31 protein-coding genes are annotated in these 26896 nt (G+C 60.5%); 8 read left to right on the top strand and 23 right to left on the bottom strand.

Annotated elements, in window-relative coordinates:
• Positions 1-84 precede the first annotated feature (84 nt).
• The 14 genes from GGQ90_RS23510 to GGQ90_RS23445 all read right to left on the bottom strand — a co-directional run bounded on the left by GGQ90_RS23510 (position 85) and on the right by GGQ90_RS23445 (position 10663).
• Positions 85-1098, bottom strand: coding sequence for a TraU family protein (locus GGQ90_RS23510; RefSeq protein WP_188084147.1), 1014 nt, complete (start codon positions 1096-1098; stop codon positions 85-87).
• Positions 1095-1760 carry a conjugal transfer protein TraW gene (locus tag GGQ90_RS23505; RefSeq protein ID WP_185703318.1) on the bottom strand — a complete coding sequence of 222 codons (666 nt, stop codon included), beginning with the start codon at positions 1758-1760 and terminating at the stop codon, positions 1095-1097. Before GGQ90_RS23505 ends, GGQ90_RS23510 begins: the two co-directional genes overlap by 4 nt.
• Complete coding sequence (locus GGQ90_RS23500) at positions 1750-1986, bottom strand: hypothetical protein (protein WP_185703316.1); 237 nt, start codon at positions 1984-1986, stop codon at positions 1750-1752. The genes GGQ90_RS23505 and GGQ90_RS23500 overlap by 11 nt, the downstream gene beginning before the upstream one ends.
• Positions 1983-2300: a hypothetical protein gene (locus GGQ90_RS23495; RefSeq protein WP_188084146.1), complete on the bottom strand. Its 318-nt coding sequence runs from the start codon at positions 2298-2300 to the stop codon at positions 1983-1985. The genes GGQ90_RS23500 and GGQ90_RS23495 overlap by 4 nt, the downstream gene beginning before the upstream one ends.
• A complete protein-coding gene (locus tag GGQ90_RS23490; protein ID WP_188084145.1) occupies positions 2297-2671 on the bottom strand; it encodes a hypothetical protein in 375 nt (124 codons plus the stop codon). The genes GGQ90_RS23495 and GGQ90_RS23490 overlap by 4 nt, the downstream gene beginning before the upstream one ends.
• 29 nt (positions 2672-2700) lie before the next feature.
• A complete protein-coding gene (locus GGQ90_RS23485) occupies positions 2701-3030 on the bottom strand; it encodes a hypothetical protein (protein WP_185703310.1) in 330 nt (109 codons plus the stop codon).
• Positions 3027-5549, bottom strand: a complete 2523-nt coding sequence (locus tag GGQ90_RS23480) for a TraC family protein (RefSeq protein WP_185703308.1) — start codon at positions 5547-5549, stop codon at positions 3027-3029. The genes GGQ90_RS23485 and GGQ90_RS23480 overlap by 4 nt, the downstream gene beginning before the upstream one ends.
• Positions 5546-6172 carry a TraV family lipoprotein gene (locus tag GGQ90_RS23475; protein WP_188084144.1) on the bottom strand — a complete coding sequence of 209 codons (627 nt, stop codon included), beginning with the start codon at positions 6170-6172 and terminating at the stop codon, positions 5546-5548. Before GGQ90_RS23475 ends, GGQ90_RS23480 begins: the two co-directional genes overlap by 4 nt.
• A gap of 26 nt (positions 6173-6198) precedes the next feature.
• Complete coding sequence (locus GGQ90_RS23470) at positions 6199-7509, bottom strand: TraB/VirB10 family protein (RefSeq protein WP_188084143.1); 1311 nt, start codon at positions 7507-7509, stop codon at positions 6199-6201.
• A complete protein-coding gene (locus GGQ90_RS23465; RefSeq protein WP_188084181.1) occupies positions 7506-8252 on the bottom strand; it encodes a type-F conjugative transfer system secretin TraK in 747 nt (248 codons plus the stop codon). Before GGQ90_RS23465 ends, GGQ90_RS23470 begins: the two co-directional genes overlap by 4 nt.
• A gap of 73 nt (positions 8253-8325) precedes the next feature.
• Positions 8326-8955, bottom strand: coding sequence for a TraE/TraK family type IV conjugative transfer system protein (locus GGQ90_RS23460; protein ID WP_380766387.1), 630 nt, complete (start codon positions 8953-8955; stop codon positions 8326-8328).
• A gap of 11 nt (positions 8956-8966) precedes the next feature.
• A complete protein-coding gene (locus GGQ90_RS23455) occupies positions 8967-9233 on the bottom strand; it encodes a type IV conjugative transfer system protein TraL (protein WP_014076300.1) in 267 nt (88 codons plus the stop codon).
• 129 nt (positions 9234-9362) lie between these two features.
• The gene (locus tag GGQ90_RS23450; protein ID WP_125999395.1) at positions 9363-9677 is read right to left on the bottom strand and encodes a hypothetical protein; all 315 of its coding nucleotides are present in this window, start codon (positions 9675-9677) and stop codon (positions 9363-9365) included.
• Positions 9678-9871: 194 nt separating this feature from the next.
• Positions 9872-10663, bottom strand: coding sequence for a disulfide isomerase DsbC N-terminal domain-containing protein (locus tag GGQ90_RS23445; RefSeq protein ID WP_188084141.1), 792 nt, complete (start codon positions 10661-10663; stop codon positions 9872-9874).
• 516 nt (positions 10664-11179) lie between these two features.
• Here GGQ90_RS23445 and GGQ90_RS23440 point away from each other — a divergent pair.
• The 6 genes from GGQ90_RS23440 to GGQ90_RS23415 all read left to right on the top strand — a co-directional run bounded on the left by GGQ90_RS23440 (position 11180) and on the right by GGQ90_RS23415 (position 15444).
• Positions 11180-11503 carry a hypothetical protein gene (locus tag GGQ90_RS23440; protein WP_246428404.1) on the top strand — a complete coding sequence of 108 codons (324 nt, stop codon included), beginning with the start codon at positions 11180-11182 and terminating at the stop codon, positions 11501-11503.
• A 157-nt stretch (positions 11504-11660) separates the two neighbouring features.
• Positions 11661-12083 (top strand): helix-turn-helix domain-containing protein, encoded by a 423-nt coding sequence (locus GGQ90_RS23435; RefSeq protein ID WP_125999393.1) that lies wholly within the window; start codon positions 11661-11663, stop codon positions 12081-12083.
• Positions 12084-12089: 6 nt separating this feature from the next.
• Entirely contained in the window at positions 12090-12704 is a 615-nt protein-coding gene (locus GGQ90_RS23430; RefSeq protein WP_188084139.1) for a GntR family transcriptional regulator, read from the top strand.
• Positions 12705-12875: 171 nt separating this feature from the next.
• A complete protein-coding gene (locus GGQ90_RS23425; RefSeq protein ID WP_188084138.1) occupies positions 12876-13010 on the top strand; it encodes a benenodin family lasso peptide in 135 nt (44 codons plus the stop codon).
• Between the two features lie 65 nt (positions 13011-13075).
• Entirely contained in the window at positions 13076-13747 is a 672-nt protein-coding gene (locus GGQ90_RS29870; RefSeq protein ID WP_188084137.1) for a lasso peptide biosynthesis B2 protein, read from the top strand.
• Entirely contained in the window at positions 13744-15444 is a 1701-nt protein-coding gene (locus tag GGQ90_RS23415) for an asparagine synthase-related protein (protein ID WP_188084136.1), read from the top strand. The genes GGQ90_RS29870 and GGQ90_RS23415 overlap by 4 nt, the downstream gene beginning before the upstream one ends.
• 17 nt (positions 15445-15461) lie before the next feature.
• On the opposite strand, the gene GGQ90_RS23410 is transcribed toward GGQ90_RS23415, so the two are convergent.
• The 5 genes from GGQ90_RS23410 to GGQ90_RS29440 form a co-directional block, all read right to left on the bottom strand.
• On the bottom strand, positions 15462-17468 hold the full coding sequence (locus GGQ90_RS23410; protein WP_223178414.1) for an Atxe2 family lasso peptide isopeptidase: 2007 nt from the start codon (positions 17466-17468) through the stop codon (positions 15462-15464).
• Between the two features lie 68 nt (positions 17469-17536).
• Positions 17537-20101 (bottom strand): TonB-dependent receptor, encoded by a 2565-nt coding sequence (locus GGQ90_RS23405; protein WP_188084134.1) that lies wholly within the window; start codon positions 20099-20101, stop codon positions 17537-17539.
• An 88-nt stretch (positions 20102-20189) separates the two neighbouring features.
• Positions 20190-21215 carry a FecR family protein gene (locus GGQ90_RS23400; RefSeq protein ID WP_188084133.1) on the bottom strand — a complete coding sequence of 342 codons (1026 nt, stop codon included), beginning with the start codon at positions 21213-21215 and terminating at the stop codon, positions 20190-20192.
• Complete coding sequence (locus GGQ90_RS23395) at positions 21212-21757, bottom strand: RNA polymerase sigma factor (protein ID WP_188084132.1); 546 nt, start codon at positions 21755-21757, stop codon at positions 21212-21214. Before GGQ90_RS23395 ends, GGQ90_RS23400 begins: the two co-directional genes overlap by 4 nt.
• 612 nt (positions 21758-22369) lie before the next feature.
• Positions 22370-22555, bottom strand: a complete 186-nt coding sequence (locus tag GGQ90_RS29440; RefSeq protein ID WP_246428403.1) for a hypothetical protein — start codon at positions 22553-22555, stop codon at positions 22370-22372.
• On the opposite strand from GGQ90_RS29440, the gene GGQ90_RS23390 reads away from it, so the two are divergent.
• Positions 22556-23392 (top strand): type IV toxin-antitoxin system AbiEi family antitoxin, encoded by an 837-nt coding sequence (locus tag GGQ90_RS23390; RefSeq protein ID WP_246428402.1) that lies wholly within the window; start codon positions 22556-22558, stop codon positions 23390-23392. It abuts the gene before it with no gap.
• Positions 23392-24300 carry a hypothetical protein gene (locus tag GGQ90_RS23385; protein ID WP_021228336.1) on the top strand — a complete coding sequence of 303 codons (909 nt, stop codon included), beginning with the start codon at positions 23392-23394 and terminating at the stop codon, positions 24298-24300. Before GGQ90_RS23390 ends, GGQ90_RS23385 begins: the two co-directional genes overlap by 1 nt.
• Before the next feature lie 206 nt (positions 24301-24506).
• On the opposite strand, the gene GGQ90_RS23380 is transcribed toward GGQ90_RS23385, so the two are convergent.
• The 4 genes from GGQ90_RS23380 to GGQ90_RS23365 form a co-directional block, all read right to left on the bottom strand.
• The gene (locus GGQ90_RS23380) at positions 24507-24740 is read right to left on the bottom strand and encodes a DUF6429 family protein (protein WP_021228337.1); all 234 of its coding nucleotides are present in this window, start codon (positions 24738-24740) and stop codon (positions 24507-24509) included.
• A gap of 81 nt (positions 24741-24821) precedes the next feature.
• Positions 24822-25163, bottom strand: coding sequence for a helix-turn-helix domain-containing protein (locus tag GGQ90_RS23375; protein ID WP_021228339.1), 342 nt, complete (start codon positions 25161-25163; stop codon positions 24822-24824).
• Between the two features lie 6 nt (positions 25164-25169).
• Positions 25170-26084 (bottom strand): phytanoyl-CoA dioxygenase family protein, encoded by a 915-nt coding sequence (locus GGQ90_RS23370; RefSeq protein WP_188084131.1) that lies wholly within the window; start codon positions 26082-26084, stop codon positions 25170-25172.
• Positions 26085-26096: 12 nt separating this feature from the next.
• Positions 26097-26723 carry an acyl-homoserine-lactone synthase gene (locus tag GGQ90_RS23365; protein WP_021228341.1) on the bottom strand — a complete coding sequence of 209 codons (627 nt, stop codon included), beginning with the start codon at positions 26721-26723 and terminating at the stop codon, positions 26097-26099.
• Between the last annotated feature and the right edge of the window lie 173 nt (positions 26724-26896).

The raw sequence follows: 26896 nt of genomic DNA, 5'->3' as shown, positions 1-26896 counted from the left end.
AAGGAACGCCTGGCTCCAAGGGGTGACGGGAAGGCCATCGGCTAATCCCAGGCGTACGGGCGCGGATCTGGCGAGACAGACGGCTCATGGCGTCGAGATCCCGGCGCAGCAGATCGTCTTCTCGAACAGCATGAACTGGGCATTGTCCTTGCCCGGCGCATGCTTGCCACTGGTCCAGAGCGCGCCTGGCCGGCCGACATTGACACACTGGCCGCCCTTGACCGGCTCCATCAGCTGGAACTTGTAGCGACTCTTGGTCCAGACCGGCTGGGGGATGAACGAGCAGCCGTCGGCCGAACTGATGGTGAGCGCGCCGAGCCGGCCCATCATGAAGACGCCGCGCGCGGCGAGCCCCGCCCAGGCTTCTACACTGTCCCCGAAATGGATATCGCCCGCCACCGGATAGGTCGCGCCCCAGGAACCCATGCACCAGAAGAGCGGATCGACGACCTTGCCGGCGGCTGCAGCGGCACTGTCGGCCATGCAGGCTAGACCTGCGGCCGGATTGCCGAAGAGGATCGCCTCGGGCTGGATGATCGCGCCCAGCGTGGCCGATTGCCAGGTCGGCAGCACTTCGGTGATCAGCGCCACATCGAAGCCATTATCCTCGATGCACGGCAGGTCGGTGAACATGTCGAGCATCTTCCAGACCGGCGCGATATAATAGTGCATCTGCGCGAACATCTTGCGGCTATTGGTGCCGTCCGAGATGCTGGTCTGGCTGCCCTGGAGCCTGCCGCCGGTCGGCATGATGTCGGCGCCGAGCGCCATCATGCACCCCGGTTCGGTCACCACGTCGACCATGCGATTGGGCGACCAGAAGCTGACCTTGACGCCGAACCAGAAGGTTACGCCCTTGCGGCAGGCGCACAGCGGCTTGGAGGCGGACTGGGCATCGAGCGCCTTGCCCAACGGATCGCTCGGACCCACCTTTACGCCGCCGATGGTGATCGGGAAAATGCAGTTCCAGCGCACTTTGGTGATCGGGTTGAACACCGTGCCCGCCTCGCATTTGGAGGCATGGGCGGGAGCCGCGACCGCCAGTGCGGCAAAGCCGCAGCCCAGCGCGAGCAATCTGCGAAGCGACGATAGTTTCATCGCACTGCCCTCCGGTCGGTTTTGCGCCTGTCGACCTCGGTCAGCACCAGCTTCTGTCCGGCCTGCGCGACGATTACCGGCGCAACCGTCAGGCCAAGCCGCGCCTTGACGCGTTCCTCGAGCAGGAAGAGCGCCCTGCCGTGACGCTCGCCGAGCGTGATCGCGTCGGCATCGCCGGGGCCACCGGCCGCCAGCAGGATGAAATCAGCCGGCCTCGCGGTGCGCAGCGCCCAGGCGAGATCGCGCGGATGGACCACGATGAGCCGCTGCGGGAGCGACACATAGGCGAGGGGATTGAAGCTATAGCCCCTGGCGTAGAGCAGCTTGCCGTCGGGGAGCCGGATGTCAGTATCGAGGGTATAGAAGGGCACGACTGTCCGGGCCCTGTCGGCCTGGGCGATCCCGAGCGTCGCCGCCTTCATCGCCGACCAGTTCTCGCGCGGCCCGAAGGCACTCTGCATGTCGGGGACATGGGCGGCCCGGCCCTCGATCTCGCTCAGCGCGTCGGTCTCGGCGATCGGCCAGGTACGCCCGATCTTGCTGGTCGCCGCCATGCTCATCGACGGCGTCAGCACAGCCATAGGCGCCGCGACCGCAGCGAGCAGGAGCAGGAGCAGGAGAGGACAACGGCCGAAATGCCGATGCAGCGAACTAGCGACCATGGCGCCGTCTCCACCAGGGCTGCGAACTCTCGCGATCCTCGCCGATCGCGGCGCTGATGAGGGCCGCCATCGCGACGATCGCCGTGACGGCCACGAGAATGCGGAACAGGGTCGGCACGGCCGGGAGCTGCCAGGCGATAAACGACTGCACCAGGAGCAGGCCCTGGCTGCCGATCATGAGCCGGATCGGTCCCGGCGCGGGCGTGGAGGAGAAGATGCCGTTCATGGCCGCCCGCCTCCTCGAAAAGGAAGGCCCGGATGCACCGGGCAACCGCAGGCCAGCCAATAGCCGTACAGAACCGGACCCAGGCAGGAGAAAACGAACAGCAGCCTGGGCCAGGCAGCCGGTTCATCCCACCAGACCAGCCTGACGACGATGATCCCCAAAGCCAGCAGCAGCTGGATCGCCAGGCACATGCGCCGCGACCAACGCGCATCCTCTTCCTCGCGCGCTTTCCAGCATGCATAGGTCTCGATGCTGATCATCGATCGGCCGGTTCCGGGCTCGAATGCCGAGGCAGAGGGGAACATGTCGGTCATGCGGGCCTGGCCTTCGCCTCTTCCGGATCGGCCGGACGCAGGCGGCAATAGAGCCTGAACCCGGCTTCTTCGATGACAGGCCAGAGGCATACGATGCCAAGCCACAGCCCGTAGAGAGTAACGGGCCAGCCGATCAGGAACATGAACGGAATGAGCGGGACAACGGCCCAGCAGCTTTGCAGGAGCGGACCCAGAAAGGGGCGTCTGGCGTCCTGCGCCATTTTGGCGATCAGGTCATAAGCGCTCTCAAGGTCTCGCGCGCATTCGCCATTGGCGTTATGAAGCGTCAGGATCGCGCGACCCAGAAAATCATTCTGGCTCTCTCCAGGATAGCGCTTGCACCGGCACATCACGCCGAAGTCCTCGATCATCCTGGGCGTGAACGGTTCGATCCTGTCGGTCATTTGTGCCTCCATTTCCGCAAGCGCGAGAGAAGCATCCCGCATGCGCCCGACAGGCCGATCAGCAGCATCCCGCTCGCAAAGCAGGCGGCCGCCACGATGAGTCCCGTGCGGACCGTCTTGAGTACAGGCTGGTCGAGCGCGATCCCGGCCGCGATGACGAGACCGCCCATCATGCAGGTTTCGATGGCCACCAGCCGCAGTCGCCACTGGAAGGCGGCGGCTTCGGCGCGCTTCGCCACACGCGCCTCGATCAGCGCCTCGATCGCCGGATCCTTTTCCCAGTCGAGCGCGAGCTGGTCGGGATGGGGAAGGGCCTTGTGTGTCATGCGACCCTCCAGCCTTGAGGGCCGGCGCCGCCCAGCACTTCGACCGGATCGACGCCGGCCAGTTCGCACACCGCCTCCAGCGGATTGCGGCCGGCCCGCACCAGCGCCTCGAAGGCGGCGACCTCATTGGGCGCAGAGGTGTTGATCCAGTAGCTGAAGGGGTCGACCACCAGCCGCGCGATGCCGAGCCCGAGCGGGCTGTCGATGAAGACCTCGCTATAATGGGGCTTGGCGTTGCGGACCGACTTCAACAGGTCGAGCACGAACCCCGAATAGTCGAGGATCTTGTTATCGACCGCCTTGTCATAGGTGGAGCCCTGCAGCAGGAATTTGGTCGCGGCATTTTCCAGGATCACCTGGCCCGTGCCGCCGAAGAGCATGAGATCGTTCATGCTCTGGAGTACGATGCCGAAACTGCCCTGATATTTGCGCGCGCGCCGATAGCCCTGACCGAACGCCTCGGCGAGGCGCGAGAGATCCTGCCCGTCGCTGCGCGTCATGAACTGCGCGGCCTCGTCGCACAGGACAAAGCGCGGCTTGTCGCGCGCCGAGAGATAGAGCTCCTGGGTGACGGCGTTCACCACCACCATCACGATCACATTGAACAGGTCCGGAAGAGCCTTCAGCCGTTCGAGTTCCAGCACCACGAACTCGTCGCGGGAGATATCGAAGGTGGAGGGGCCGTTGAAGAAATGGCCATAAGCGCCCTGCGACCCGAAATCGCGCAGATTGAACGCGAGCTCGCGCGCGACCGGCACGAGATGATCGACCCGGTCGAGATCGGAGACGGCATTGTCGGGATAGCGGCCGAGCCAGTCGCGCACCGCGTCGATGCCGTCTACGCCCCGTCCGCTGTCGACCGTCCATTGCACGGCTGACTTGAGAAGGTTCCATTCCGACGTGGTGACGGGCTTGCGCGTCGAGGCATTGGCCATCTCGGCGACGATCGCGACCGCCATGGCAATGGCCGACTGCTTGTCTTCGCCATCGAGCGCCAGTCCCATGTCGAACGGGTTGAGGACGAGGCGCTCCTCGCCGATGTCGATATAGCGCCCGGAACAAAGCGTGCAGAGCTTCCTGTAGCTGCCACCGATATCGATGATGCGGATGAGCGCGCCTTGCGCATAATATTGCTGGCAGAGATTATTGAGCAGGAAGCTCTTGCCCGCGCCCGACTCCGCCGAGACGATGAAATTATAATTGTTGATGCGCGGATCGAAGAGATCGAGCGTGATAAGCTGACCTTTGCGCCCGACATAGAGCAGGGCAGGGCGGCCGCCACCGCGGAAATCGGTCTGCACCGGCGCCATCAAGGTCGCCGCCTTGACCGGCATGCGGAAGTCGCGCTCCAGCAGCTTCAATGTGCGCTTTTCCGGGTAAAGCCCGAAGGGCAGGCTGGCAGCGAGCAGCACCGGCAGCAGATAGCTCTCCTCCTGCACCATGAAGGGCAGGGGTTCGGATTCCCACAGCCGCTTGGCCCGCGCCGCCATCTCCCGCGCCTGCGCGCTGTCGCGGCCGAACACCCACATGGTCGGGATCACCGAGACGAACCGGCTGTTCGACGCTTCGTCCAATATCCAGCCGATCTCCTCGATCTGCTTGCCGACCTCGACCGCGAAGCTGCCGGCCGCCTTCTGCGCCGAAAGGATTTGTGCGCGCTTGTGGATCTCGAACTGCGAATGATCGAAGAGGACCGAAAGACAGTAGAGGAACGGTCCGCCGATCTGGTCGCTGTCCTCGGCGCTCCCGCGCATGCCACCCATGAGCCGGTTGGCGCGCTCGGCAGTGATCCGCCGCGCCGGGGCCTTGGGCGTGAGGCATCGCGCGACCTGGTTGCCCAGAAAGACTTCGGGCCCTTCGAAAAAGAGGTCCGGTCCTGCCTCGATGATCTGGCGCGCAACCGAGGGCGCGGGCATGCCGCCGACGCTTTCACTGAGGAACACACCGGGCGCGGGGGCAAAGACTCCGTTGAAGATCCGGCGATAGAAGCTGACCAGTTCGTCCGGCGGCAACCGCCGGATGCCCATCTTCGCCAGCTGCTCCTCGACCTGGCGGCGAAGATCGGCGCCGAGCTTCACCCGCGTCTTGATGACGAGGAACAGCCGGAAATCGCGCACCGGGATCGAATGCAGCGCATCGAGTCCCTTGGTTCCGCGACGCAGATAATCGGCCGTGCGCCGGGCCGAGGCCTGGACCAGCGGGTCCGGTCGCACCTTGAGGTCGAGATAGGCGTCGAGCGCCGGATCGATCAGCGGATCGGCGAAGGTGATGAGCTGGAGGACCGTGCCTTCAGGGAAATGGATGTTGAGAAGGCCAAGCAATGCCTGCTGGACATGGGCGAACATATAGGCGGCGGGCACGAGTTCCCAGGCCTGACCCCAGCCATCGTCGATGCACAGGAAGGCTTCTTCTTCCTCGACCCAGGCGACCATCGGCAGGAAGTCCGAATAGGCGTCGCGGGTAACGGCGGCGCGGAGCCGCTGATGGCTGAGGGTCCTGTGGGCGGCGTTCGCGCTCATGGCCGCTTCTCCGGCTCGATCGCCATCGGCGCGACCTCTTCGGTCGGCGCGTCCGCGGCGCCGGGCTCGGGCGCGCGCATTGTGCGCAGAACCGGCGGGGAAGGGCTGCGTCCACCCGGCTCGACCAGATAGTCGCCAACGACCCAGGCCGGGCGATTGAGGATCGAGTAGACGTAGCGCGCCATGTAAAGCCGGTCGGGCCGCTGCTTGTCGGCATAAGGCAGGATCAGGGTGCGGATCGTGCGCGACGGGCGCAGCATCGGCGAACCGGCCCCCTCGATCACCGCGCCGACATTGGCCTGGCCAGCTTGGGGTGAAACAACGGCCGGTCCTTCCGCAGCTTTCGCGCTGCCCTTGCCCGGCACGAGCGCTCGCCCCTTCCGGTCGGGGCTGAGCAGCTTGCGGTCTTTGGTGACCGACGGATCGGATTTCGACGCCCGCCCGGCAACCGCGTCGGCATAGGCCTGATCGGGATGGATGCACTGGCCATGGTCGCTATTCTTGCAGGAGAATTTCTCGCTATAGGGCGACATCATCGATCCGACGGTGGCGCAGCCGGGCAGCGCGAGAAGCGACAGACCAAGAAACGGCATGACAGCCAGGCAGGGATGCAATCTCTTCATCGCTTTAACTCCAGAAGGGGCGCGCATCAGAATTTCACTCCCGCGCCGGGCTTGATCTCGAGGGTCGCGCCCTCCTGGATCACCACGACGACATCCTTTGCCGCGCCCACCTCGACGATGGGACCGGCCTGCCGCGCGAGATCGAGATAGAAATCGGTGAGCTTGTCGGAGGATTTGGAGAGGCCGCCCGCAATGCCCGATTTCGCCGCGTCGCCCGCGTCGAGCGTGCGGACTGTTCCCAGCGCCGAGGTCGACATGTTGCCGAACGTGCCTTCGACCGACTGGGATATGCCGCTGATGGTGCCGGCGATGAAGGCACGCGCCAGCGTGGCCCCGGCCCGCGTCACAACCTTGCCCGACAGGCCTTTCTTGCCGTCGGTATCGACGAAGAAGCCCTTGACCGGCTGATCGACGATGGAATGTTCGTCGAAGTCGACGCAAGACAGCGAGACGAGCTGGACCTCGACCCGTTCCTTGGCGAGGCTCCCCGTGGCGTTGCCGATCACGAAGCATCCGGCAAGGTTCGCCTTCACCTCATTGGGCAGCACCGCAGGCGCCTGTACACGGGCGATGATGGGTTCGGGATTACTGGTCGCGTCCCGGCTCGCCAGCGCGTCGATTCCGGTCAGCAGCCGCGCTTTCATGAAACCAGGCGGCAAATAGATCGTCCGATTCTTTTTTTTGGACGAGGCTGAACCATCGGCGCCCTGGGCCACGACCTGGCCGGTCGCCGTCCCGATCGCGCCCACCGTCTTCTCGACCGGCGGTGCGGGCGGGGCAGGCGGCGCCGGCAGCTTGTCCGCGTCCGCGCTGACGTCGCCGGTTTCCGGGGGATAGGGAAGGGCGGGCACGCTGTCCGGCAGGGCAGGCGGGAGATCGCCATCGACGCCCCCGGCCGCCCCGCGCCCCGGCGAGCGTGATCCAGGGACGACCTTGCCCTCCTCGATCGCGCTGATCCGGTCACCGAGCAGTTGCTGCCCGTCAAGGACTTTCCTGAGGTCACCGCGCAGCTTCACCTCGAGGCTGTCGCCGCGCAGGCCCGCACCCATGTTGAGCGAGGACGCGGGGTTGGCGGGCTTCGCCTCCTCCTTGCTGCCGGAGACCGTATAAAGGCCGATCCCGATGGCGCCGACCGCGACGCCGACGGCAAGCTGGCGCGCGCGCAGCTTCTGGCGGGCGGAAAGCTTGCTCCATTGCGCCTTCCAGTCGAGGAGCGCCGGCGAGGGACGGCGCATCGCCTCATCCCTTTCCCGCGCGTCTTCGCCGGCAAGATGCGCCTGATAGGGCGACAGCTCTTCCGGCGCCTGTGCCGGATCCTTGTCCATTTCGCCGCTCATTGCCCGGCTCCCCGGCGAACGACGACAAGTCGGGCCGTTTCACCCGCCTCGAGACGGACCCGGTCCAGGGTGAGCGAGAAAATCCGCTCCCCAAGCACCGGGTCGACCAGCGCCCGTTCGTCGAGCGTCACTGGGGCGGTCGCGCGCAGATGATATTCGGACGCCGAAAGCCCGGCGCCCTCGACCGCGATACGCCGCCGTTCGGTGATCGACAGGCCCGGGGCCGCTGGAGCGCCGACCGTGCCGCCAGACGGCGCGACCTCGCTGAACGAGGCAGGGATGCGATCGTCGAGCAGCGACAGGGTGATCGAGACGGCGCGGTCCTCATCGGCGAGTGCCGCCATCAGCTCATTGTTCGCTTGCGCGCGCTGGCGGGCGCCCGGCATCAGCACCACTGTCTGCGCTGGTATCTCCGCCGGCTCGGCATAGAGCGGGTAGGTGGCACCGTTGCAATGCACGAAGAATTCGGAGGGCTGCGTCACATAGGTGCGCGTCACCTGGCCGGCATCGTCGACTTCCCGGGCCAGGAACTTGATCCAGGCATCCGCGCCGCCCTTCTCGACGGCGAGGCCCTTTTCGGCCGAGAATTTGATATGCTCGATCTCGCCGCCCTCGCACACGACATGGTTGATGTCGCGGTTGGACAGGCGGATATGGCTGGTCTGATCGGGCAGTGCGTGGATCGTCTGCGCCGACACCGGCGGGCCCCCAAGCAGCAGGCAAAGCGCCAGGGCCCGGCGCATCGGCGCGGCGCAGCATTTTCTTGTTTCCGTGATTTCCGAGCCGGCAGGCGCTGCCGCCTCCTTCGAAATCACTTCAGCGGGTTTCGGCATCGAACTGCTCCTCGGAAAGGCGCGTCAGCCAGAACCGGCCATTTTCGATGGCGTAGCCGATGCGCAATATGCCCCGGAATTTGCGGATCACGCCGCCGATGACGCGCACCTTCTCGACCGGCACCACGATCTCATGCGCGGTCCACCGCACCGGCTGATCGCCCCGGATATAGGTGGCGATCGACAAGGTCGGGTTGTTCGCCAGTTCGTCGAGCAGGGCATTAAGGCTGTCGCGCATCGCCCCATAGGCGGACGGGTGCGCGAGCCCGAGCAGCTCCTGGAACTGACGGTCCGCCGAATAGGCCGACCAGGTGCCCGACAGCGCGACAATGTTGCGCGTCATCGCGACGATATAGGCTTCGGACGGCTTGTTGCCCGAGACATGCAGATCGCCGGTGGCCCCGAAGGGCACGATGATGGTCCGGGCATTCTGGTTGGTGGTGTAGATCACCACGCCCAGCACCGCGGTGACGCCGAACATGCCGGCGATGGCGACCTTGAGCAGCCGGTTCTCCTCGAACAGGTTCGCCGAGCCCTGCAGGTAGCGATGGATGCCGAAGCTGGCGGGTTTGCCGAGCAGCACATCCTCCTGGCTCCCTTTGCGACCGAACATGCCCATGGCCCTCATTCGAAGAAGCGGGTCTGGGTAGGACCCGGATAATGGGGGAAGGAGACCAGGCCCCAGCGCCACGCGAGGTGCGCGAGATAGCCCCTGGGCTTGGTCCGCTTCCACGGGATGAAGAGGAGAAGGGCAGCGATGAGCGCCCAGCCGACAAGTCCGCCCACGATCGCGGCCACGAACACGCTCGAGGTCGCGAGCAGGAACTCGTCCGATCCGAACCACAGGATCTGGACCGGCCGATGCAGATATTGTGGAAGGCGTTCGTCCACTTGCCCTTCTCCTCCTGCTTCATGACACCTGTGAAGGTGCCGGTTTCCGGAGGCCGACCATCGGCCCCCAGCACGTGCCGGTGCGAATGCGTCTGGCTGCTCAGCCAGCGCGCGGCCGCAGGCGGCGTCTCAGACGACCATCCCGAAGGTCTGGAGAATGGAGTCCGCCTTGATCAGGCAGACGGCTGCGACGATGGTCGGGATGCCAATCATGATGTTCGAGAAGAGGCGCGAAACGCCGAACAGGAAGGCGGCGACCCCGCCCACGAAGCCGAGCGGGCCCTTCACCCCCTGGTTCACGACGATATCGTAGATATCGTAGCCGAGGTCGCCGGCGGCCGGCGCCGAGAAGGCGTGGGCGGGAGCGCCCACCAGGGTCATCGCGCCCAAAGGGAGACCGAAATTGGCCACCGCCAGGGCCTTGTTACCGAGTTTACGCATCATGGCATTGCTCCAAAGAGAAGCCGTCCAACAAAAGCCTGCCGGCATCGAAAGAGGATCGGTGTCGGCCGGGGCGTCGGTGGACGGCTCCAAGAGCCCGTCGCCGCCGGCATCCGGTTCATCCGCCGGGCCGCGTCGGCCCAGGCTGGATGCCCTCCGAAATCAGATCGTCGCTTGCCGCGACGGCGTGGCTGAACTCAGCGGGACGCATCGCTCGCCGCCTTTGCCGCCGCGGGCCTCGCGTGGCTGTCGAGGAAAGCCTCGAGCTCGGCCTGCTGGAACCCGGAAATGAGCTTGCCGTCGGCGATCAGTGTCGGCGTTCCCGAAATGCCGATCCTGGCGACCAGCTCGGCATCATCGGCAACCTTGGCGCGCCCTTGCGCGCATTGCGCCAGCCCGGCCGGACTCTGGCCGGAATAGGCCGCCTTGAACGCGGCCTCCCGATCGGGCGAGCACAATATATGTTCCGCTTTTGCAGCCGCAGTCGGATGGATGCCGCTCACGAAGAAGATGAGCCGCCGCACCGGCTTGCCCTCCGCTGCCTTCGCGGCCCAGAAGCGATCGAGCGCCTGGCAGTAGGGACAGTCGGGATCGGTGAACTCAATGACCGTAGGCGCGCCGGCAGGACCGATCGCCAGCGCCTTGGCGGGATCGATCGCCTTCAGGCGGCGCGTCGCGCCTTGTTCCTGCGCCAGCGCGGTCAGATTGACGCCATTGCGATCATAGACCGTGGCGAACAGGATATGCTCGCTTTGCGGCGCGTAGTAGACGATCCGGCCGCCGGCGCTGGCCTGATAGATCGGGCCCTCAACAGGCGAGGGACCAAAATCCTCGAAGCGGAGGTTGGTGAAGGTCTGCTGGAGTTGCCGTTCCGCTTCGTCCGCAGCCTTGGCAAGCGCAGTATCCGATGTGCGGCCCTGATCCTCTTTCGCGAAGGCGGCGCCAGGCTGCAGGAGGGCGAGCAATGCCGCTCCGCAGATACCGCTCACCCATTTGACCGACGCCGGCGCATCCCGGCCAATCGACCTGCGGCAATCCTGGTAGGATGGCCAAGAAAACAGGCGCTCAGCCGCAACTGGAGGGATCGCCAATGGGAAATGTCTGTGCGAAACTGACATAAGCCTCCTTCATCCGGCGCGCAGTTCTTTGCGCGTCGGGTTTCGTCATGCGGTTCGGGCTGGGAGCATCGTTTAAGGGCTGTGCTCGCCGTCACCGTGTTGTTCGGATGGATGAAGGATGAAACGTCAGACCAAGCCACACAATGGGCGGGGTACTGAGATGCCGATTCGGCACCTCAATACCGATTTCGGCATCTCAGTACCGATTTTTCCGCTTTTTCGGGGTCATTGGCCCGTCTCTATTCGCGGAGACACTGTAGCAATGACCATGATCGGACCGCGAATCATGCAAGGGGACGGTGCATGAGGACCTCGAGGACTTACAAGCTTCAGCTGTCGGAACAGGGAGTCGACCAGTTCCTTGCCTGTCATTGCAGGCTCGCGCGAATGACCCGGGAATTCATCCCTTATGGAACGACTCTTAATGTTGCCATCAGCATTCTCGATCGCTGCGACCCTTCCGAGATCGCCGCGGAACTCGAATCACCCCTATGTGGGCAGCTCGGTGGCCCGTCCTACCGCTTTGTCGGCACCACATCCCGACTGGCTGCCGTCGTGGACCGGGTCGGCAGGCGCCTTATCGAGAGTGGGGAATGTGGAGCCGGGGTGGCGACATGGCGCCTCTATAATGTAGCGCTGATCATGTTCCTGACTTCCGAAGACCGGGAACTGCAGACTGCTTATAAGATAGCGACGGCATTGGCCGGTTAACGAAATGTTATAACTGTCTGTTTCACTGGATATTCAAGCGCCAAGCTAATGCTTTCAATTTGAAAGCAAAATAGTTTGACCATTGGTGCGACTAACAACATTTTACATCCTTGGGCTGTGCACGGGAGCTTTGAGCCATTGGCAGGGAGACCTTGTCATGCCGCTTCAGGCTTTGCCCAATGCACGTGACCCCTCGGTTCTTGCGACGATCAAACTGATGTCCGGGAGGCGCATAGAGATGATGAGACGATTCGGGAGAATAACGCAGGAAGACTTCGCGGCGACCGTCGGGATCGGAACCCGCTGGCTACGCGAAATCGAAGCCGGCAACCCAAAATCGCGGCTCGACGATCATTTTCGTTGTGCGCATGCGCTGGGTCTCTCGACCGGGCATCTCGTCATTCCTCTTCTTTTCATCGAGCATGGCCGTGTGTTCCCGCGCGGACTCCTTGAAGGCGATCTCTCGAAACTCGAAACGGTCTGCATCGACGCCATCGCGCAACATAATCTCGACACGCTCTCACGCCAGCTCCTGACGCCCGCCGCCGATGACGATGCCGATGAGAATACGGACGAGTGATTTGTCATGTCGCCTGGAACACGTCATGCCGAACAGGTCTACCGAGACCTTAAGCACGCGCTGCTTTCAGGCGGCTATGCCGGATATTCCGATCTTTCGGTGCCGGACCTTGCAACTGAATTCGGGCTCAGCTCCTCGCCGATCCGCGACACGCTACACCGCATGTTTGGTGAGCGGCTGCTGGAAGTGGGGCATCATCATGGCTTTCGCGTCATTGGCTGGACGCCGGAAAAATTGCGCGGCTGCTATACATGGCACGGTCAACTCATTCGCCTGGCGCTGAAACCCGGCGTGAGGGCCAACGCTCAGCTTCCCATAGCGCCGGATGGCTGGTTTACCGACTACACGACGCCGGAAGCGATCGTCGCTACGACCGAACGCATGTTTGTCACGCTGGCGAGCGTCTCCGGTTCAGAGGAGATTGTCGCGGCGATTGCTAACGCCGGAGAGCGCCTGCGGGCCGTGCGACTCCGGGAGATCGAGCGCTGGCAAGACTGTGCCGACGAGCTCAACTCTGCCAATATATTGGCAGTTTCAGGGACAGGAAAAGCCCTTTTGCAAATGCTCTGGAACTATCATCGGCGCCGTATCCGGGCCGTATCGATGTTATGTGAGCCATAGCCAAGGGTTTGATAATGAAAGATAAGGCCGCATCCAGGCGGAGTTTTCTTTCTTTGTCTCGAAGAGCACAAATAATGCTTTCAAAATGAAAGCATATATTGCTGAATATATTTGTTCCCAAGCCTAGCCTTCAACTCGCCACGGACCATGTGGCGACAGAAGGAGGCAAATATGGAACGCGAATATGACAAGTCGAGCGACGACGTGATCGAACTGGGCGTTGCCAGCGCGGTGACGAACGGTGTCGGGCAGGGATCCATCGACCTTCCCGCCAAGCAGCAGGCGCCGGGCATCCTCGACGACTGACACCCAGAACGGTACCTGGTCCGTGCCCAGGGCTGGATCAGGTACTGTTGCTATCGGAGGGCGCGGTGGAACATGTCATTCTCAAGCAGGATGTCGGCTACTGCGAGTTGGAAGGCCATCTCTACTTCCTTGACGTCAGCCGCGATCGCTACCTTGGCGCATCAGCCAGTTTGGCAGCAACTGTCGACCAGCTGCTGCAAGGTGGCGAGTTGTCTGAATCCTCCAGAAAACAGCTGATTGATACTGGACTATTTGTTGACGCCGAGGGAAGGCAGAAGGTTCTCGAGCCGCCTTGTCAGCTGCATTCAGTTCACGCCATTACCGGGCGTTCAGACAAGATCTTTCCGGTCTTCACGGCTATCTACCTTCTACCGTGCGCTGTGCTCTTCCTGGCAATATTTCATGGTTTGATCGGAAGAGTACATCTGAGAACGATCATACATCTTTCTCAGTACACTTTGAGAACCAAATCCATCGACGTGCTACCCTCAAACATCGAACCGATGCTCCACTGCTTTACCCAAGCATTGCGACTATTTCCACGGAAGGACAAATGTCTGCCAGATGCGCTTGCTCTGCGCGCCTATCTCGGACTTCAACGAATCCGCACAAAGCTCGTGTTCGGCATTCAGCCGTCGCCGTTCATGGCACATTGCTGGATACAGCATCATGACACGGTCTTGGGACAAGATTTGGAGGCGGTGGCGGATTTCCGTGCAATAAAGGTTGTGCCGTGAACACCTCATACCGCATCGACCTACGGCGGGGAGTGGAAAGTTCTGCGGAAGCTCAAATTTTAGGTCACCGACCGCAGGGCATCCAATTAGAGCATAGCCCAGATTTGAACGTTGCCCGCGCTGAAGATGGGAAAGTTCTTATTCTGGGAGATTGCTTTCCTTACGATGGAACGAAATCGCCATTCAGCAGGGGATCAAAGGGCGCGGCCGAACATGTTCACGATGTCGCGCGGAATTATTGGGGTAGGTTCGTTGTCGTCGCGCACGATCCTGACAAGCGCCTTACCGCCATATATCGCGATCCGTCTGGCATGATTCCATGCTACTATGCCGTGGAGCCCGAGCGCGTGGTCGTTGGTACGAGCGCCGTCGAGATGACAAAGGTTCTGGCAAGCCAAGCGCGCATTGATTGGATGAGCGTCGCCGATTGCCTCATGGCCTCTGATCTCCGGGAGCATCGCACCTGTATCGATCAAATCATTGAAGTTACGCCTGGGGAGATGGTTGTAATTGACACGGACGGTCCCCATCACCAGTTGTACTGGGATCCATCTGCATTTCTTGGCAGGAACGACGAGTATAGCTTTGAAGAGGCGGCGGAGAATCTATGGAAAGTTTTGAACCAGGTATTGGCTGCGTGGTGCGCTCGCTATCCTCGGGCCGCGGTCTCCGCATCAGGAGGATTTGACTCCTCAGCCATTGCTGAATTGGCTACCCGACACGGAACTGTCGAACTTCTTCATTTCTACACAAGATCGCCTGGCGGTGATGAGCGAGCCTATGCGGAACAGCTGGCCAACCATCTGGATAAAACTGTCCGCTGCGAATGCTCCGAAGCCGACAGCATCGATGTTACCGAAAATCGGTCCGGTTTTCGACCAAGACCTTCTGCGTGTTCGTTCACGCAGGTTTTTGATGATGCTTCAGAGAGATTTGCAACCGCAATCGATGCCTGCGCGCATTTCAATGGAGGTGGCGGAGACAATGTCTTCGGTAAGCTGCATTCTGCATACCCGCTGGCCGAACTTTACCGACATACCGGGCTCTCGCGCTCGCTGGTTTCGACGGCAATCAACATCTGTGACGTGACCGGCGTTGAACTATGGTCGGTTTTCCGGCAGGCGGCGCAGGCCATATGGAATCCAGGCCGAATAGCCGCTTCTTGGCCGCGACAGACCGAACTTATGGCATCGTCGGCTATATCTATGGCCAGCAACGAGTCTCATCCATGGTTGCAGTCAGCCAGAAGCGCTGGGCCTGGGCAGAAGCAGCATCTGCGAAACATCGCACGTGGTATCGCAACAACGGACTATTTGAACATCCGCAGCACTCGACCCACGATCTACCCGCTTCTCTCCCAGCCTGTAATCGAACTATGCCTGTCGATTCCGACCTGGTTTTGGTTCATGGGCGGGCGAGATCGCGCACTTGCGCGTACCGCTATGCAGCCTTTTCTGCCCATGCCCATCATCAACAGAAGCACTAAAGGCGCGTTCGATGGGCTGCTGTATCAGATATTTGCGCTCAATCGCGATCAAATATTCAGGGATTTGAACGACGGAACGCTTGTCTCTCACAAACTGATCGACATGGATCAGATCACACATCTCCAAACGCAGGATGCTATTTCTGCGTCCCAGCGTGCTCGTATTCTGCAACTGCATGAGACAGAAATCTGGTGCCGGAATTGGTGCTGATTGCTGGATTTATAGAGTTATGGCGAAAGCTGCTTCTGCAGCCATGCTATATTCCTACGGTATATCGCCAGACGATGGGCCGGATGCACTTTTACGTGTCCTTCGTCAGGATAGACAAACATTTCGATTGGCCATCCACGTCCCTTGAGTTCGCGATATGTGGTAAGAGCCATACGATACTCGCCGGATGATGCCTGAATAAGCATTGGTACAGGACGTGCTCTCGGTGCATCCATTAGAGACCCCTCCCGCCAGAACCCCGGATTTGCGGCGAAGGAAGTAGGATAGCCAATCTCTACGTAGAAATCGTGCAAGGCTTCTCCGGCGAGCGCCAGCGTCGAAGGCGCCTCACAGCAGGTGCTGAGAATCGCAGCTGAAAATAGTGTCGAGTTCGACAAAGCGAAAGTTGCAGTCGATGCGCCATCGCTCAAGCCTGTGATCGCAACACGATTGGCGTCTACTAGGCCTTCATTCACGAGTTTATCAATAATTACCTTCAGCGAGGACAGATTGCTTCTGCGATCGGCCCAGCCATTTATGCTTGCTTTGAGAAGCTCAATTTGGTCCTTGGGCTTGTGCAGTGATCCGTACCACGTGGGGCGGTTGAAGCTAAGTACAGCGAAACCTTGTGCGGCCATGGCCTGGATTGGATATTCGTCGCCAGTGCCGCCGCGGAGAAAGCCACGCGAATCATATTGAACAATGACGAGCGGCAATCTTTTCCGTTCTCTAGGGCTTGGAGGAAGGACGAGATCACCGAAGGTCGAAATGTTGAATTCGTTAGACCATTCCAGCCGCCTGACTGAGCCCGAGGACAGCTTGTCAAACCACGGATTCGGATCGAAAAGGGTGTGTCGACGTCCATCGCTCGGCGAGACCGCGATGATCCTGCGCGGCTTCGTCGATGTTTCTTGGGCGCAGACAAGCTGCTGCTGCCACGGTCGACAACCAAACACAGCGTCAATCGTACTTAGGAACCGGCGCGGCTTCCCGCTCCCAGGTGACCAGATGAAGAATTCTGTACGGTTATCTCCAATGCCAGCATATCGTTGATATAGAAGATGTTTTCCATCATCTGACCACCACATCGCGACTATGTTGGAACAAGCATCCCATCCGCATGCAATATCATGCTTTTCCACCTTCACCTTCAATGCCGTCTCACCGCTGACACTGTCGCTTTCGCGGATGGTCCAGGCCAGACGCGAACCATCGTTCGATTCCGCAAATCTGATGCTTCCTGCAGGTCGCGAGGCAGATGGATGCAGCGCGCTCACATCATCGGGACGGACGGCTCGGCCAGCACGATTTTGGACGTCTATCGCCTGATCAATTGATGGAATATCGGACGAAAGAAACGGGCGGTCACCGGACAGCGGCCAGAAGCGACCGTCATAGTGGTAGCCTTGGCGCCCCTCCGCTTCGATTGCTGCAAGGGCGTCCATCTTTCCTGGACGGCTTGAAAACAACAAGGCTGTACCATCAGGCGACCACGAAAGAGCCTCAATGTCTACTGCGCTCGAGAGCAGCAGATGTGACGACGCGCTAGCCAGTTCATATATCCAGATTTCAGATCGGGTTCCGGCGATTTTTGTATATGCAAGGCTCCCACCGGATGGCGACCAGCGCAAGAGCGCCGCTTTTGGCCCTCCGACCGGGATATCGGCAATTCCGTAAATGTCACCCGTCGCTGGTGCGATGTCCCCACCATCGTCAATGACCTTCGTCCTTTTCTTTGAGTCCAGCGGGACGAGGGCGATCGCGGTGCAATAGCTATCGTCCCCCACGATGGCACGCCGAGCGCGCACGGCCAGGAACGCTCCTCCCGGCTGAAGCTCAAAGGCGTATGATGACGGCGAGACCCCAGAGTCGCCAAAATCCGTCAGATTGGCGAGATCTTCCGCAGATATCCCTCGCTTGCCTTCTTGCCCGAACATCTCACGAGGCGCCAATTCGCACCGTTTCGATTCAGCGAAGGCGGTCTCCGAAAAGGAACCGAATGCGAGAGCCGCGACAAGGCTCAAGCCGGTTGTTGCACGACACCGGGCCATATATTCACTCAGAGAAAGTTGGATGATATTCTGCGGTCGGCTCAGAAGTCCTTGGCTATTGTGAGGCTTATGAACCGGCCAATGGCGGAGAAATTCGTAGAGTCGTAGTTTGCGTAATAGTTGTAGCCGCCGCTCGGAGCCGCGTATGGGGGACGCTTGTTAAAGACATTCTGGGCATTCAACGTGAAGCTTATGCCGGAGAAATTAGCGAAGTCGTCCGGCAAGGTGTAACGCAACGACAAGTCGACCGTAGTTTGTGATTCAAGATCGACGTGAGGTTCGATCCGATTATCGGTAATTCCGGCAATATGATTGATATAAACAGCGGCCGCCGATCCACCATTGGTCCAACCTACGCTCGCGCGACCCTTGAACCTGGCGGGATTAAAAATTGTCCCGGCAAGCGGCATCCAGCCTGCATTCGATGTCAGTTCCTGCTTGGACCAAAGCCAGGCGCCGTTGGCGTTCAGAAGCAGTGTCGAACTTGGGCTTACTGCTATCCGGTAGTCCAGCGAGATATCAACACCTTCAATACGCTGCCGAACAGCATTCGTGTTCCTGTTATGAAGGATCGCGACGACGTTATCGACCTGCGACGAACCGGAATAGTTATAGAACTGGGCAGAGTTGGCGATGATTTGATCGATATCGGTCTGCGAAGGGCTATAGGCGACAAAATCCGAGAAACTTTCGTCCGACAGGGCCTGAAAAATGGCAGTTCCCGCGACGGGCTGCACGACACGGTCTTTGTAGTCGACATTGAAATATGTCGCTTGAAAGCTGAATCCGTCCAGGAAATTTGGACGGATCGCCGTCGACACTGACCATGACGTTGCTTTTTCCGGTTTTAGATTTGGGCTTCCGCCAATATCGACGAGCAATGTCGAGCCGCTGGGAAAGCGATCTCCACCAAAATAGTTCGCGGGATACAGGTAGCTGTAGTTGGTCGCGAACTGATCGTAGAGACTTGGTGCCTTGAACGACTTCCCCCACGTACCTTTAATTTCGATTTCGTCCGAAATCCCGTAAATGACCCCGAACTTGGGGACCGCGACCGAGGCGATTTGGGGGTAATGCTCGAAACGCAGTGCTGCGTTGAACTCCAGCTTTTTCAGGAAATTTATATCCTGAGCCGGCCCGACGATCGGGATCGAAATTTCCGTAAAGCCGTAATAGCTCTCAACTGAGCCGCGAGAATCCGGCAATGCGGCCTCGTCGCGAACAGCGATATGCTGGTTGTATCGATAGCCGCCGCCCGCCACAACCTTCACGGGGTTGCTGTTAAGCTCGGCGACCGACCCTGTCGCGAAGGCTTCCACATTGATCAGCTCATTGCAGTAGCAACCGCGGGTATGGCTCATGGTGGTGCCATTCGATACCCACGCCTGATCAAACCGAATACGGTCACGTCCATAGGTGCCGGATACGGTTACGTCCCATCCACTTCCTGCGTCGATTTTTATGCTCGGTGATACAGAATAGGAGGTCGTAGTTGGCATATTCTCATAAATATACTCAGCCGATTCGCCATACGATCGAAAAGTTGTTCGCCGACTATATGTTGCATCGACTGAAAAATTTACTGTGTCGGAAAGGGCCTGCGTGGCAGAAAGGAGACCACTCGTCTGACTCACTCTGGGATAGAGAGTGTTGCCGTCTGGCATGTATGCCGTATAGGTCCGATCCTTCGCGTCAATCTGGGAATTGTGATCGTAGCTGATTGCCGCCATCACATTGCCAGATTTCCAACTTTTTCCCGCAACTGCACTGTACTGCTGTCGGACATTCCCTCCACCTGTCGCGCCCCCGATTGTGCTCGAAACCGATATGCCTTCGTAGTTACGCTTGAGGATGATGTTTACCACGCCGCCGACAGCATCCGTGCCGTAAACTGCTGATGCCCCATCCGGGACAATTTCGACCCTATCGACCGCAGCAAGCGGAATGGTGCTGAGATCAACGGCCTGAACGACGGACCCATAGGACAGGCGATGGCCGTTCAATAGCGTCAAAGTGGCATCGCCGCCGAGGCCACGCAGATTGGCGGATGAGCCAGATGAGAGATCGAGGTTGTTCACCCCGACCGCGCCGGACAGTACACCCGGGTTTTGTCCGCCGCCGAAATTCTGTGGCAACGTTCGAAGCGCCTGCCCGAGATCCGTTTGGCCTGCAAGCTTTATGGCGTCAGCGTCTAAGCGGATCATGGCCGAAGCGGAATCCGCTGTCTCAATTCGCGACCCGGTCACGATGATGTCACTTTCGCCGTTTCCCAATCTGTCGCTTTTTGCCGAACGGACATTCTCGCGAACAATCAGGGCTCCTTCGGCGACTTCAGCCGTCAGCTGTGTTCCAGCAAGTAACTGCCGGGCAGCCTCTTCAATCGTGAATGTTCCTGAGAGACGCTTTGACCTTTTGCCCCGCAACGGATCGGCGGGCGCAGAGAATTCCAAACCACCTTCGCGCGCAACCTTGCGAAGAGCTTCCGTAAGCGATTGGGCTGGAAGATCGAAGGCGACAGACTTGTCCGCCTGCGCCGAAGCCGGAGAAACTGCGACCAAAGCACTGACTGCAATGCCTACAAGAAAACCGCTACGAACCGCTCGCATGCCTATCCCCCAGACCTGATGAAAAGCGCATCCCTGGATGCGTTCAGTGGGTCAGACGGGAGAAATTCCGAAACTAGCGGCCGTGGCGCTACTTCTTGAGGATGATCTTGTCGTTGCCTTGAAACTCGACGGTTAGACCGAGAGAACGGGCAAGATGTTTGGCGACATTCTGTGGGTTCCGGATATGCAGATCGGCGCTGACGCGCATGTTTGCGATCTCGGGTGTATCGGCAACCAGTTGTACCTGCGAATAGAGGTTAGCTTCAGCCAATATCGAACCAACGGTTTCGTCATTATAACTCTTCACGCCGGTCACCCATTGCCCTTCGTTTTCCGGCGCCGGTTCAGGAACAGCCGGCGCTTCCTGGCTAGCAGCCGGAGAATAGCGAAGTCTTTCACCGGGTTCGAGATATCGTTTCACAACCGGGCCGTCGACCCGTCGCGGCTGACAGGGCGGGGTGACGGCGACCTTTCCTTCGAAGAGCACGATGTTCACCTTGCATTGCGCCCGCCGTTCCACATCGAACACCGTTCCAAGCGCCGTTGTGGAGCCGCCGTCAGCCATTACGGTGAACGGGCGAGAGCGGTCATGCGCCACCTCAAAATGAACCCGCCCGTGGTCGAGTTCGAGATCCCTTCGGTCCGATCGCATCCACACCAGCAGGCGGCTGTCGCTATCGAGCGTCACCACCGATCCATCCGCAAGCGTGACCTTGCGCACCTCTCCCCTTTTCGTGCTGAAAACGAGGGGGTCGTCTTGGACGCGACCTCCTACCGCGACCTCTCGCTGTCCTTGCGGTTGACCCGCTTCCTTCTTGAAGCCCAATACGCCGATGACCAGCAGGCCTATCACCGAGGCGGCGATCGCGAGTTTCCAAAGCCCTTGATGAGAAGGGCTGTTCTGGACCTCGGGTTGGCTGGAGCGGAGACTCTCGCCGGCGGCATCGAGCCGAAGTATTTTCGCCTCAACTTCGTCGAAGGCTACCCTATGTTCGGGAGCCTCATCGCACCAGCGCATCGCTGCGGCTCGCCTCGCCGGATCATCTTTCGATTCGAGCACCCAAAGTGTCGCCTGCTCCTCGATCGAGAGCTTGGGATCATGCCCCTCCGTCATCGGTCATCCATCCTTGCCATCAGATGGCCCAATGTTTTGAGCATGTTCCTCTTCACCGCCCACTCGCTCAGCCCCATGCGCTTTCCGATATCGCGAAAACTATAGCCATCAACGCGGTTGAGGAGAAATATCTCTCGATCAAATGGTTCGAGTTCCAGCAGCAGTTTCTCACAAAAGGCCAGGTCCTCGCGCGCGGCCAAGACGCGGTGCTGATCTGAATCGCCCGGAAGTTCAGCAGCGTCCGACAGGGGGCTTTTCAGTTTTGCCACGCGGGTAGAAGAACGGTCTACCCAATCGCGCAGCAGGTTGGTCGCGATACGCCGGAGATAGTGCTGCGGCGAGGTCAGCATTTTTGCCGCGCCGCTCCGGACGAACCGTAGAAAGGTTTCCTGCGCAAGCTCATCCGCTTCCGCGCGCGTGACCGAGTTTCGGTAAAAATACCGCACCAGCCGGGGATTCTCCTCCTGATAGAGGCGGACGATCAGATCATCGTCATCGGCCGTTTGGGCAGCATCGCTACCAGTGTGGGCATCATTAGCCATGGCATTCGCTCGCCGCCGGACGAGCCGACAGTCCCGATGTAACATTGCCATCGACCGCGTCGATCACCGCGGCCGCATTGCCCTGATCTTTCGATTGATCTCTTCGCCCCATTCGCCGCACCTATGTCCGCTCGGAGCGACGGCCGAAGCCGGATGTTGGAAACCTGCCTGTCGGTCAGGCGCATGCGCCTTTACCGTTGCCGGCTGGACATACGCACATGCCACCCGGCCGAAAACCGACCGAGTTCCGACAGGATTGGGGTTTCCACGCCCCACTCCCAGATTTCATGGGAGCACAGGCATTTGTGCATGGGAACTGTGCGGAGGCAAGAGCTATTTGACAGCCGGTGCATCGAACACCACGCGGCTGAATCCCCTTTGGAACTGAAAGGCGGTTCATCTCATCGGCCGTCGATCAAGGCATCAGCGGGTTTGGTACCGTCGCCAGCACGGCAACGCGTATCGCACACGCCCTAAATTTCCTGATCAGTAGATATGGACAGATTGTCAAATATTCGATAAATCAGCCATATTCACTGGGCATAAAATATGTTGAAATATGAGGCTGAAGAACGCGAGCTGCTGGACGGCCTGATCGGTGCGATCGGGATGCTACCAGATGGCCATGCCGAAATCGATGGGCTCGAGGTTGCGATCGGACCGCGTGGGCGGGTCGATGCGCTGGTTGACGCCCAGATCGGCGGGCAGGCGGTCCAGCTCCTGGTCGAAACGAAACGCGAGGCCTTTCCGCGCGATGTCCGCGAAACCGTCTGGCAGTTGCGCAACCATCTCGCGCACATGCCGGCCAATCGCGAAATCCTGCCTTTCTTTATCGCGCGTGCCATCTCCCCTGGCGCGCGTGACATTCTGCGAGAAGAGCGGGTTGGTTTCTACGACCTTGGTGGATCGCTCTACATCCCCGCCCGCCATGCCTTCGTTTATGTCGATCGCCCCGTCCCGAAGAAGAATGCCAAGAGCTTTGGTTCCCTGTTCCACGGGCAGAAAGCGCGGGTCGTCCAGGCCATATTTGATCGCCGATCCGAATGGCTCAGCGTCAAGGAGCTGGCGGAATCGACCGAAGTGTCACCGGCTACCGTCTCAGCGACTCTGACTGAACTGGAGCGACGTGAATGGGTCGACGTCGAGGGCGCTGGCCCCTCCAAATTGCGGCGCCTGCGCTCAGCCAAGGCGCTGATCGACGCATGGTCCAGCTACGTCGCCGACCAGAAGCCGCCGAAACTCGCACGCTACTATGTTCCTGGCAGCAACGCGCTTGAACTCGCCCAGCAGTTGGATCGGGCTTGCCGCGATGCCGATGCGGGCTATGCCGTGACGGCCGAAGCGGCCGCCCAGCTCTATGCGCCTTACCTGTCGAGCATCTCACAGGTGAAATGCCGGATCGAACCGGGGCGCCGGCAGGAAGAAGCCCTGGAACGATTGAATGCGCGCGCCGTCAGCGAAGGCTGGAACCTCGGGCTTATCGAGACCCGCGCCCGGGGCGATGTCACCGTGGCAGAAAGCATCCAGGACGTGCGGCTCGCTTCGCCGCTGCAAGTCTATCTCGACTTGCTGCAAGGCTCCGGCCGCTCTCGTGAGATGGCCGCGCACCTGCGGTCGGAAAGGCTCGACGCGTAATGACCAAGCCCCAGACGATCGGCGGCTACGGCACCGCCGTAACCGAGGCATGCGAACGCGTGCTGGTGACCTTGCTGCGCGGTCTCGGCCCATGGAAGGATTCGGTCTTCCTGGTCGGGGGATTGGCGCCCCGATACCTGGTCACCGCCCGCCCGCCCAAGGTGCCGGCCCACGCCGGGACCGGCGATGTCGACATTGTCGTCGATGTCGGCATCCTCACGAACACCGACGCCTACAGCACGCTCGAAGAGAATCTGAAGGCGATGAAATTCGAGCGCGCCGAGAACGACAAAGGTGCCAAGCAGTCCTGGCGTTGGCAGACCGAGATCGATGGCGGCGCCAGGATGATTCTCGAATTCCTGGCGGACTCCCCGGAACTGGGTGGCGGCAAGGTTCAGGAACTGCCGACCGAAGGCAATGTCACCGCCATCAACATCCCGCATGCGTCGATGGTGTTCGATCTGCACGAACGGGTCGAGATAACGGCGGATCTGCTGAACGGCGGCGGCCGGGCCACCGAGACCATCCGCTATGCCGACATCGTCAGCTTCACCTGCCTGAAGGCATTCGCTTACGACCAGCGTCATGAGCGCAAGGACGCGCATGATCTTGTCTATTGCATCGAACATTATGACGGCGGGTTAGAGGCCGTCCACAAAGCATTCCACCAGGCACTCGAAGGCAAGCACGCTGACGTCATCCACGAGGCGATTGCTCGACTTACTGCCCGCTTCCGCGATCCCAATGCCGACGAGAGCTATCTGCGCGATGGACCCGTTGCCGTCTCCCGGTTCGAGGACGACGATGCCGATGTCGATGTCGACGAGGAACTTCGCAATGCCCGGCTTCTCCGCCAAAGGCGCGCCGCCGATGTCATGGCCGCATTCCTCGGTCCATGGTTGAACTGACGAGCCGCCAGCGTCTGCGCGATTAAGTCCTCGATTTTCTCCCGCCGGCCCCCTTTGGGAACGGGCTGTGTAGGCGTCGCCGGACCATAGCATTTGCCAAGTAATAGCTAGCTCCTCAGCGGTGTGGCGCTGGTAGGAGCAGCCCAACAAACAGGCGGTGCCGGGACGTTCCATTACCCCAACTTCCGCCGGCAAATGACGCAGCTTTAGCGGCGGGCGAACAGCTCATCAAAAAGGCGTCCGGCTTCTTCCCGTCCCTCTGCCGTCAGTTCGACGGAGCGGGCCTTGCCGACCGGATTGGTGATGAACCCGCGCTGATGGAGCCGTTCCATCGCATCCCAGTCAAAGCCTTTCCAGGCCATCCCTGTACCGCGCAAATTGTACCACAACAGCGCGAGCACTGCCGCGTCGATCCGGCCCGTGTCGATATCGTCACTCATCCCAGGCCGACCCTATATCGATCCAGAAGCTGTCGCATAGCCCCGGATCATGCCCTGCCTCCATCAAGATGATCTCGCTTATCACGGAAACAGCAATTTCGCGAGATCATCCATCACCTTGTCTATCCCTGCCCTTGTCCGCGCCGACAAGCGGATGAAGCTGCGCCGATGATCGTCAGGGTGTGGAATCCGGTCGAGCATTCCGGCCTCAACCATTTCGACTGTCCTGCGAAAGCCTGTCGTTTCAGACAGGCCCGAGAGACGTGCAAATTGTCTGAACACCTCCTCCATGTCCTTCTGCTCGATCATGTAAAGATCGAGAAACATCATCCATACCGGCCACTGGCGTCGACCGAGGCCCAGTTCACTTTCGGTGAAGCCGGGTTGTTCGACCAGGGCATTGCAGATGCGGCGGCGGACCATCTCGGCTCATCCATCTTCGGCCGGCGAACCGCCCAAACCTGGCAGGATCCGGCCCGCACGATAATCCGCGATCAGCCGTTCCTGCTCGGGGCGAAGAACATCGATCGCGCCCTGCGCTCCATCGCCTATGGCATTGAGCAGCAGGGATGGGCATCGCCCTTCATGGGTTCCGAGATTCGGTCGATGCGCCTGATATCCGGCGAGCGTCATGAGAGACCGCGGCAGGGATCGCGCAATCTCGGGCGGATAGGCTAGCCACGGCAGTTCATAGGGTTTGAGCCAACCGAGACTGTAGCTGATGATCATGCCGCGGCGGGAACTGGCCGACTTGTTGGCGCCGCCCGCATGCAGGGTGGACCCAAGGAATATCAGCGCATCGCCGGGATCCATCTCTGCTGCGATCGCATCTTCGGCGGGCATCACGATCTCGTCTTGCCGTCGGTGACTGCCGGGCCAGATCAACGTCGCACCATTTTCCGCCCGGTACGCGGAGAAGGGCCACATCACGTTGATCATATATTCGACGCCGGCAGTGTGGACGGGCCACATGTCCTGATCGCGATGCGGGGGCTGTGCCACGCCGCCTGGTTCGATCTCGATCGCCTGCGTCAGGTTGAGCTGGATCGTGTCGCACCAGGGCTGGAGGAACCTCTCGACGACCGCCACCACAAGCGGGTCGAGCGCAAAGCGCCCCATGTGGCGTGATCGCCGCAGGAGACCGTGGAAACGCCGGGTCGTCTCGCCATAGAACGGCCCCACCGAATGCGGGGTCGCTGCGAAATCCTGTTCGAGATCGCATGCCAGCCTGTCGACCAGGCTGGACGGAACGGCGTTGCGGATGATGCAATAGCCTTCCGCCTCGAGGCGCTCGCAGCACGACTTCGTATCCGGCACCAGCCGGTCAAGAGCAATGATGGTCATGGGATGTCTCCGTCAGGCTGCGGCGCGGCCGTCAGCGTGGGCGTGGACGATGCGCATCGGCACATAAGTGCCTGCAGTCCGCAACTTGTCGGGCGTGTCGCCGTCGATCTCGATCACGAGAGCGCCGGTACTCAGGCCCGCGATCTCCCTGGGCAGGCCCAGCGGCCGACAGTCCCATCCGAGCGACAGGATCTGGCTCAGCCATCCTGAATCCGCGATGCACGTGAAACGGCGAATGCCCCGAAGCAGCGCAAACTCGACCACGGCCGTCGTGACCGCATTGCGAACCTGCAGTCTCCGCGCCGCGCGGTTGCGCGGCGAAAGGCAGGCGCGGCTGAGCTCGAAGATATGTTCGCCAGATGGGATCGGGCCATCGCACAGTTCGGGGAAGATATTGCCCAGGACATGCGGGCGAACGCTCGGAAGCAGACGGATCGAGCCGTCATGCTCGCCGCGCTCATTGGTCGCGACGACGTAGATCGCATGCTCGTCGTCGAACTGGTCTACTTCATAGACGCTGTCGACGACCGGCACGTCCCAACCCAGCAGATCGACGAATATCCTTTTCCGGTCACGATACATGCCGTTCAGCACGGGAGAGCCTTCGCCCCATTCCGCGCCTTCGAAAATCTCGATCATGATGATGCTCCTTCATTGGTGGAAAGGGCATCATCGGTGCGATCAACAACAGACTTCCATAACCGGAACTGGGTATTGCTAGTGGATGGAATCTAACGCTTGGTGCCCGCGCTTGACGGCGGCGATGATTTTGTCGGGATCGGCGGCCCAGGTGAAGGGCTTGGGCTGCTGGT

The organism is Sphingobium scionense (genome assembly GCF_014197035.1).
GTDB lineage: Bacteria > Pseudomonadota > Alphaproteobacteria > Sphingomonadales > Sphingomonadaceae > Sphingobium > Sphingobium scionense.
The sequence above is the reverse complement of the archived record's forward strand: the minus strand, read 5'-3'. Positions and strand labels throughout refer to the sequence as shown.

Bases quoted from the DNA above. Each gene is read 5' to 3' on its own strand.
- GGQ90_RS23510 (WP_188084147.1), bottom strand. From the start codon at position 1,098: ATGAAACTATCGTCGCTTCGCAGATTGCTCGCGCTGGGCTGCGGCTTT.
- GGQ90_RS23505 (WP_185703318.1), bottom strand. From the start codon at position 1,760: ATGGTCGCTAGTTCGCTGCATCGGCATTTCGGCCGTTGTCCTCTCCTG.
- GGQ90_RS23500 (WP_185703316.1), bottom strand. From the start codon at position 1,986: ATGAACGGCATCTTCTCCTCCACGCCCGCGCCGGGACCGATCCGGCTC.
- GGQ90_RS23495 (WP_188084146.1), bottom strand. From the start codon at position 2,300: ATGACCGACATGTTCCCCTCTGCCTCGGCATTCGAGCCCGGAACCGGC.
- GGQ90_RS23490 (WP_188084145.1), bottom strand. From the start codon at position 2,671: ATGATCGAGGACTTCGGCGTGATGTGCCGGTGCAAGCGCTATCCTGGA.
- GGQ90_RS23485 (WP_185703310.1), bottom strand. From the start codon at position 3,030: ATGACACACAAGGCCCTTCCCCATCCCGACCAGCTCGCGCTCGACTGG.
- GGQ90_RS23480 (WP_185703308.1), bottom strand. From the start codon at position 5,549: ATGAGCGCGAACGCCGCCCACAGGACCCTCAGCCATCAGCGGCTCCGC.
- GGQ90_RS23475 (WP_188084144.1), bottom strand. From the start codon at position 6,172: ATGAAGAGATTGCATCCCTGCCTGGCTGTCATGCCGTTTCTTGGTCTG.
- GGQ90_RS23470 (WP_188084143.1), bottom strand. From the start codon at position 7,509: ATGAGCGGCGAAATGGACAAGGATCCGGCACAGGCGCCGGAAGAGCTG.
- GGQ90_RS23465 (WP_188084181.1), bottom strand. From the start codon at position 8,252: ATGCGCCGGGCCCTGGCGCTTTGCCTGCTGCTTGGGGGCCCGCCGGTG.
- GGQ90_RS23460 (WP_380766387.1), bottom strand. From the start codon at position 8,955: ATGTTCGGTCGCAAAGGGAGCCAGGAGGATGTGCTGCTCGGCAAACCC.
- GGQ90_RS23450 (WP_125999395.1), bottom strand. From the start codon at position 9,677: ATGATGCGTAAACTCGGTAACAAGGCCCTGGCGGTGGCCAATTTCGGT.
- GGQ90_RS23440 (WP_246428404.1), top strand. From the start codon at position 11,180: ATGACCCGGGAATTCATCCCTTATGGAACGACTCTTAATGTTGCCATC.
- GGQ90_RS23435 (WP_125999393.1), top strand. From the start codon at position 11,661: ATGCCGCTTCAGGCTTTGCCCAATGCACGTGACCCCTCGGTTCTTGCG.
- GGQ90_RS23430 (WP_188084139.1), top strand. From the start codon at position 12,090: ATGTCGCCTGGAACACGTCATGCCGAACAGGTCTACCGAGACCTTAAG.
- GGQ90_RS23425 (WP_188084138.1), top strand. From the start codon at position 12,876: ATGGAACGCGAATATGACAAGTCGAGCGACGACGTGATCGAACTGGGC.
- GGQ90_RS23405 (WP_188084134.1), bottom strand. From the start codon at position 20,101: ATGCGAGCGGTTCGTAGCGGTTTTCTTGTAGGCATTGCAGTCAGTGCT.
- GGQ90_RS23400 (WP_188084133.1), bottom strand. From the start codon at position 21,215: ATGACGGAGGGGCATGATCCCAAGCTCTCGATCGAGGAGCAGGCGACA.
- GGQ90_RS23395 (WP_188084132.1), bottom strand. From the start codon at position 21,757: ATGGCTAATGATGCCCACACTGGTAGCGATGCTGCCCAAACGGCCGAT.
- GGQ90_RS23390 (WP_246428402.1), top strand. From the start codon at position 22,556: ATGCCGGCCAATCGCGAAATCCTGCCTTTCTTTATCGCGCGTGCCATC.
- GGQ90_RS23385 (WP_021228336.1), top strand. From the start codon at position 23,392: ATGACCAAGCCCCAGACGATCGGCGGCTACGGCACCGCCGTAACCGAG.
- GGQ90_RS23380 (WP_021228337.1), bottom strand. From the start codon at position 24,740: ATGAGTGACGATATCGACACGGGCCGGATCGACGCGGCAGTGCTCGCG.
- GGQ90_RS23375 (WP_021228339.1), bottom strand. From the start codon at position 25,163: ATGGTCCGCCGCCGCATCTGCAATGCCCTGGTCGAACAACCCGGCTTC.
- GGQ90_RS23370 (WP_188084131.1), bottom strand. From the start codon at position 26,084: ATGACCATCATTGCTCTTGACCGGCTGGTGCCGGATACGAAGTCGTGC.
- GGQ90_RS23365 (WP_021228341.1), bottom strand. From the start codon at position 26,723: ATGATCGAGATTTTCGAAGGCGCGGAATGGGGCGAAGGCTCTCCCGTG.